Source organism: Microvirga sp. KLBC 81 (assembly GCF_003075415.1).
Taxonomy (GTDB): Bacteria; Pseudomonadota; Alphaproteobacteria; order Rhizobiales; family Beijerinckiaceae; genus Microvirga.
In genome coordinates this window covers 1-944 of record NZ_QDAH01000277.1, presented here as the reverse complement: position 1 = coordinate 944, position 944 = coordinate 1, and the positions used below count along the sequence as shown (strand labels likewise).

At 63.5% G+C, this 944-nt stretch carries 1 protein-coding gene; it reads right to left on the bottom strand.

The annotated features are described in order from the left end of the window. The coding region (gltA, locus tag DC522_RS33740; protein WP_116532726.1) for a citrate synthase at positions 1-944 on the bottom strand (944 nt) is incomplete at both ends.

Genomic DNA, 944 nt, shown 5'->3' with positions numbered 1-944 from the left:
AGCACCTCGTGGGTGGTCTTCTGCATGATGCGGGCGCGCGGGTCGTAGTTCTTGTAGACCCGGTGGCCGAAGCCCATCAGGCGGAACGGATCGTTCTTGTCCTTCGCCTTGGCGATGTACTCGGGAATGCGGTCGGGCGTGCCGATCTCTTCCAGCATCTTGAGGGCCGCTTCGTTCGCGCCGCCGTGGGCCGGTCCCCACAGGCAGGCGATGCCGGCCGCGATGCAGGCGAAGGGGTTGGCGCCCGAGGAGCCGGCGAGACGCACCGTCGAGGTCGAGGCGTTCTGCTCGTGGTCGGCATGCAGGATGAAGATCCGGTCCAGAGCGCGCGAGAGGACCGGGTTCACCTTGTACTCCTCGGCCGGCACGGCGAAGCACATGCGCAGGAAGTTCGAGGTGTAGTCGAGGTCGTTCTGCGGATACACGAAGGGCTGGCCGATGGAGTACTTATAGGCCATGGCGGCGAGCGTCGGCATCTTCGCGATCATGCGCATGGACGCGATCATGCGCTGATGCGGATCCGAGATGTCGGTGGAGTCATGATAGAAGGCCGAGAGCGCGCCGACGCATCCGACCATGATCGCCATCGGGTGGGCATCGCGGCGGAAGCCGGTGAAGAACCGGTTCATCTGGTCGTGCACCATGGTATGGCGCGTGACGCGGTAGTCGAAATCGGCCTTCTGAGCCGCGGTCGGCAGCTCGCCGTAGAGCAGCAGATAGCAGGTCTCGAGGAAGTCGCCGTGCTCGGCCAGCTGATCGATGGGGTAACCCCGGTAGAGGAGGACGCCCTTGTCACCGTCGATATAGGTGATCTTCGACTCGCATGCCGCGGTCGAGGTGAAGCCGGGATCGTAGGTGAACATCCCGGTCTGACCGTAGAGTTTCGAAATATCGATGACGCTCGGGCCGATGGTGCCCTCTTTCACCGCTAGTTCCACGGCCTT